We start from the raw sequence: 6,000 nt of genomic DNA on the forward strand, positions 1-6,000 counted from the left end.
GGCTTCTACATTTTGGATTCTGAATTCTTAATTTCTAACTCCTAGTTTTTGTGCTGTACCGTTTGCTTGTGTTGTTTCTTGTGATGTCTCTACACCAAAGACGCGGCTAAAGGCTTTATCTACTTTATATCCAGAATCAATTGACTCTAGAGGATCTTTCCGTAGTCTGTGGCGCAGACATAAAGTCATCACGCGGCGGATGTCATCAACTGTAACCTCAGTACGTCCTTCATATGCGGTTATTGCTTTGGCGGCGCGGTTAGTTACAATGTCTCCGCGTAAACCATCAACATCGAGTTCGGAACAAACTTCGGAAATCTTTACCCGCAAGTCATAATCTATTTTTACTGATGGCAACAACTTTTGGGCGTTGATGATATTCTGTTGGAGTTCTTGTTGCTGTTGTTTATATTTTTCCAGAAATTCTGGTGGGTTTTGGTCGAACTCTGAACGTTGCTCAACGATTTGGACGCGCAAGGCTGGTTCTTTGACTGTATGAATTTCTGCGTGCATTCCAAATCTATCTAAGAGTTGGGGGCGTAGCTCTCCTTCTTCTGGGTTACCAGAACCTACAAGAACAAAACGCGCTGGGTGACGTATGGAAATTCCTTCTCGTTCTACAGTGTTCCAACCACTGGCGGCGGAGTCTAGAAGTACGTCTACGAGGTGATCATCTAGCAAGTTGACTTCATCTACGTAGAGGATACCCCGGTTGGCTTTTGCCAAAAGTCCTGGTTCAAAGGCTTTGACACCTTCTGATAATGCTTTTTCGATGTCTATTGTACCACAAACTCGGTCTTCTGTTGCTCCTAGTGGTAAATCTACCATTTGGACTTTTTTCTGAACTATGGGAATATCCACCCCTTGCTGTAGCTGTTGGCGGACTTCATCACTCATCAAATCGGGATCGCTAGGATCGCTGTTGAAGGGATCATTCGCAACGACGGGGATTTCTGGGAGTAAATCAGCCAGCGCCCTGATAGTTGTGGATTTTCCGGTACCGCGATCGCCCATAATCATCACACCACCAATTTTAGGGTCAATCACGTTCAACAGCAAAGCCAGTTTCATTTCTTCTTGACCGACAATTGCTGTAAATGGAAATACCACGCGACGCGCAGCAGCGGTAGCTTGAGCAGTAGGACTCACTAAATTACCTTATCTATATTTTTCTTATTACCGTCTTTATTGTGCCACACGTGGGGAGACCCCCTCCGGGGGAATTCAAAGTTCAAAATTCAAAGTTCAAAAAAAGATTCTTTAATGAGCGAATTTTGAATTTGTTAGCGTAGCGAGTGGGGAGGTGGGGAGGTGGGGAGGGATATGATCGGGAATGAGGAAATCACTATTAACTCATTGGTTTATGTTAGAGTACGATGCTTTTGCCTGTTTGCCCTCATCTGAGGAACTTCCCGATTCTGACGATACGCCCGTGGATAATGAACTCCAAGATTTAATTCCTAGTTTACTCAAAGCCATACTCGCTATGGTGTGGGCTAACCGCATGGACTGGTTTTTTGGTGTTGATATGGGTGTTTACTTTGACCCAAATCAACCGCCTATTGTACCAGATGGGTTTCTGAGTTTGGGTGTTGAGCGATTTTTTGACGAAAATTTGCGTCCGAGTTATGTTCTTTGGGAAGAAGAGAAACTCCCAATTTTGATGCTGGAAGTTGTTTCTCAGAATTATCGTGGAGAATATACCACCAAAAAAGATGCGTATGCAAAGTTAGGAGTTTTGTACTACGTCGTTTATCATCCAACTCGTCGTCGCAAACCACGTTTGGAAGTCTATAAGTTGGTAAATGACACCTATTTCTTGCAGCAAGGGAATCCTGTATGGTTACCCGAAGTTGGTTTAGGTATTGGTATGGAACGGGGAATTTATCAAGGAATTACGCGGGAGTGGCTGTATTGGTATCATGAGCAAGGAGAACGAATTCTGACACCAGAGGAACAGGCTCAACAAGCTCAACATCGTCTTCACTTGCTGGCGGAACGCTTACGTACAATGGGTGTTGACCCAGATTCTTTTTAAAATCGTCTAGAAATCATCTTAAGATCATCGGAAAATCAAGCATCAAAGCTGTAATTATTTGTATTCTTGAAATCAAGGATATGAAAAATAAATAATCTAAATTACACGCTTTATGATAATAGATTTACGAAAGTTTTTTGAAGCAACAGACCCCAGCCGAACTCTGGTTATTAACAACACACAGGATAAGAAATATTATATTGATTTTTCTTCTGTGCGCGGTGGGGATATTATCAGCAAACTGAAGCAGAAAATCACATATTTTAAGCCAGATGATCCGACTTGCACTTTGTTTACTGGGCACATTGGCTGTGGTAAATCTACGGAATTACGGCGGCTGCAACTAGAACTGGAAGCGGATGGTTTTTGTGTTATCTATTTTGAGTCTAGTGAAGATTTGGAAATGACTGATGTGGATATTGCTGATGTACTTTTAGCAATCGCCCGTCGTGTCAGTCAAAGTTTAGAAAAACTCAATCTTGCAGAACCCAGTCGGCTTAAGGAATTACTGCTAGGTGCGATCAAGGTTTTAAACGCTGATGTGACTGGGGTAAAACTTAAAGTTCCTAATGTTGGTGATTTTGGTGTCAGTTCTGAAAAAGAAAAGTTTACTTTGGCTTTTGGAATTGGAGAAATCACGACTAAGGCTAAGAGTGATGCGACGCTGCGCGAAAGACTTAATCAGTATTTGGGACCACAAAAAATTAAGCTCTTAGATGCAATTAATAAGGAGTTGCTGGAACCTGCGATCGCCAAACTCAAACAGCAAGGCAAAAAAGGTCTAGTAGTCATTGTAGATAATCTTGACAGAATTGATAATCGTCCCAAGGCTTGGGGACGTCCACAACAGGAATACTTGTTTGTGGATCAGGGTGAGTATTTGACGAAGTTGAATTGTCATGTTGTGTATACAATGCCACTATCTCTGAAGTTTTCCAATGACTATGGTACGCTCACACAACGGTTTTTGGAAGACCCCAGAGTGTTACCGATGGTACCTGTACAATGGTCTGATGGCAGTGTTCATGAAGAAGGAATGATGCTGATGCAACAAATGGTACTGGCAAGAGCTTATCCTGACTTGCGATCAGACCAGCGTCTCAGTAATATTACTTTTATCTTTGACCGGAAAGCGACACTTGAGTATTTATGTAGAATGAGTGGCGGTCATGTCCGCGACTTGTTGAGGCTGCTGAATACATGGATTATGGAGGAAATGTCACTTCCTTTAACGCGTGATACTTTGGATACTGTAATTCGTGCTCGTCGAAATGAAATGGTTTTACCGATTTCTGATGATGAGTGGGGATTGTTACGTCGTGTGAAGGAAACGAAAAAAGTCAGTGATGATCAAGGATATCAAAAGCTGATTCGCAGTCGGTTTGTTTTTGAATATCGCGATCGCGGTGAGTCTTGGTTTGAAGTTAATCCGATTTTGGCACAAGCGCGGGAGTTGCAGTAAGGGGGACAAGGGGACTTAGGGTGTACACACCGAAGTGCTCAAAACCTCACCCTCGCTTTTCGCTTCGCTAAAATCTTTCCCTCTCCTACCCTGCGGGAAGCCCTTCGGATTCGCAGTCGCCTACGGAGGGAAACCCTCCTGCAGCGCTGTCTCACCGCAAAGCGTCTATAGCAAGGAGAGGGATGCCCGACAGGGCAGGGTGAGGTTCCCAGAGTCTTGGTTTGAGGTTAATCCGATTTTGGCACAGGCGCGGGAGTTGCAGTAAGGGGGACAAGGGGACTTAGGGTGTACACAGCGAAGCCCTCAAAACCTCACCCTCGCTTTTCGCTTCGCGAAAATCTTTCCCTCTCCTTGCTAAGGAGAGGGATGCCCGACAGGGCAGGGTGAGGTTCCCAGAGTCTTGGTTTGAAGTTAATCCGATTTTGGCACAGGCGCGGGAGTTGCAGTAAGGGGGACAAGAGGACTTAGGATGTACACAGCGAAGCCCTCAAAACCTCACCCTCGCTTTTCGCTTCGCGAAAATCTTTCCCTCTCCTTGCTAAGGAGAGGGATGCCCGACAGGGCAGGGTGAGGTTCCCAGGGAGTTTTGGATCATTCGATGACTTGTACACCACCACCGTAGAGTAGAACCTGGGAACGAGTCTAAGGACTAATGACTAATGAATAATGACAAATTAGAAGATGTCGATTTTAACAATGAGCGATCGCTACAACAACTGGCTTGGGCGATTGATGCTTCTGTTGGACAGTTTAAGCTGATTTTGGCACGGTGTAATTATGCTAGTTCGCGATCGCATCTCCTACAACGATTACGTGACATTTGTCAAGCAAAAATTCGCGTCTTGGTTCTGAAGGAATCTGCAAGGAGTCTCTATACTGCAATTCGGGAAGAATTAAAGGATAATGTGCAAGCTTTGATGATTTTAGGTTTAGAATCAGTACGGAATCTTGACCAAATGCTGATTAGTGCAAATCAGGTACGAGAGGAGTTTCGCAATCATTTTCCTTTTCCTGTAGTGTTGTGGATTGATGATGAAGTTCACAAGCGGTTTATGCAGTTTGCCCCTGATTTGGAAAGTTGGGGAACGACGAGAAATTTTGCGATTGCTCCCAATGAATTGATAAAGTTTCTGCAAGAAACAGCTGAGCAATTTTTGATTGGTGATTCTAGCCTGACATTAGAAAAATATTCAGAGATTAAATTAGCTTGGCAAGATTTGCAAAATTCGGGATATGTTTTAGAACCAGAAGTGAAAGCGAGAATTGAATATTTGTTGGGAGTCACAGAATATGTGGATAATCATCTAGATAATGCTCTGGAATACTATCAAAAAAGTTTGGCTTTTTGGCAGCAAGTGAATGATTTAGTCTGGCAAGGTAAAGTCTTGAGTGATATTACTTTATGTTATTACGAAAAAGCGAGACAACAAGAAACAAATTCTCCTCAGACTGTAGAGACGTTGCATGCAACGTCTCTACAACGTGAGAACACAGATGATTCTGATTGGCAAGAAACAAGAAATTACCTTCAGCAATCTCTCCAAATTTTAGAAGCTACTCAACGTCCTGATTTAGTTGCTCATTCACTTGAGAAATTTGGCAAAATATTACGTGATTTACAAGACTTTGAGCAGTTGAAAAACTTAGCAGAACGTGCTTTAGTCGTTCATGAAGCTGAAGGAGATTCGCTCAAGATATCTCAGGATTATGGGTTTTTAGCTGAAGCTGCTTTAGCAAATCAAAAATGGCAAGATGCGAAAACTTTAGCGCAAAAGGCGTTAGAAGTAAATAGCGCTCAGACTAGAAGTCTGGCGCTACACAGACAAAGCCTGCCTCCGCAGGCTAATGAGTCCGCGCAGGCGGACTTCGTTTGTGTAGCCGCGATTTCTAATCGCCAGGAATTTTTGTTTATTTTAGCGAAAGCAGAACAAAACTTAGGCGAAGAGCAAGCTGCTATAAGTTTTTTAAAAACAGCAATCAAAATAGGTGTTATTGACTCTAAACCACAACTTTATCTTAGTCTTTTAATAAATTTACGAAGCTTATATTTAAAAGAAAAGCAATATCTCGAAGCTTTTAAAATTAAACAAGAAAGACTTTCTGTTGAACAGCAATTTGGCTTACGGGCGTTTATTGGTGCTGGGAGATTACAAGCAACACGACAGGTAAATTTCTCCAAAATTGTAGAACTTTCGGATGCAACGTCTCTACAGGAAAATATCTCGCCAGAAATTAGCGCATCTGGTCGTTTACTTGATGTAGAACGTTTGATTGAACGCGTCGGTCGTCTTGATTATAAATTAATTGTTATTTATGGACAATCCGGTGTTGGTAAAAGTTCTCTGGTTAATGCGGGAATTGTACCAGCTTTGAAAAAGAAGGCGATCGGCATTCAAGATAATTTGGTTGTGCCGATACGAGTTTACACGAACTGGGCGGATGAGTTGGGATGGCAGATGACAGAGGCGTTGCGGGAAATGGGGAGAGGGGGAGCTGTCTC

At 42.9% G+C, this 6,000-nt stretch carries 3 protein-coding genes and 1 pseudogene; 3 read left to right on the top strand and 1 reads right to left on the bottom strand.

Translation table 11 applies throughout. The annotated features are described in order from the left end of the window. Positions 1-27 precede the first annotated feature (27 nt). Positions 28-1,149 (bottom strand): magnesium chelatase ATPase subunit I, encoded by a 1,122-nt coding sequence (gene bchI / locus DP117_RS13285; RefSeq protein ID WP_169218779.1) that lies wholly within the window; start codon positions 1,147-1,149, stop codon positions 28-30. A 214-nt stretch (positions 1,150-1,363) separates the two neighbouring features. On the opposite strand from bchI, the gene DP117_RS13290 reads away from it, so the two are divergent. The 3 genes and pseudogenes from DP117_RS13290 to DP117_RS13300 all read left to right on the top strand — a co-directional run. Next, positions 1,364-2,038: a Uma2 family endonuclease gene (locus DP117_RS13290; protein WP_169218784.1), complete on the top strand. Its 675-nt coding sequence runs from the start codon at positions 1,364-1,366 to the stop codon at positions 2,036-2,038. A 112-nt stretch (positions 2,039-2,150) separates the two neighbouring features. Then, the gene (locus tag DP117_RS13295; RefSeq protein WP_169218780.1) at positions 2,151-3,500 is read left to right on the top strand and encodes an AAA family ATPase; all 1,350 of its coding nucleotides are present in this window, start codon (positions 2,151-2,153) and stop codon (positions 3,498-3,500) included. Between the two features lie 659 nt (positions 3,501-4,159). Beyond that, positions 4,160-6,000 (top strand): annotated as a pseudogene (locus tag DP117_RS13300) (ribosome assembly protein 4); the annotation flags it as partial.

The organism is Brasilonema sp. UFV-L1, from assembly GCF_012912105.1.
GTDB lineage: Bacteria > Cyanobacteriota > Cyanobacteriia > Cyanobacteriales > Nostocaceae > Brasilonema.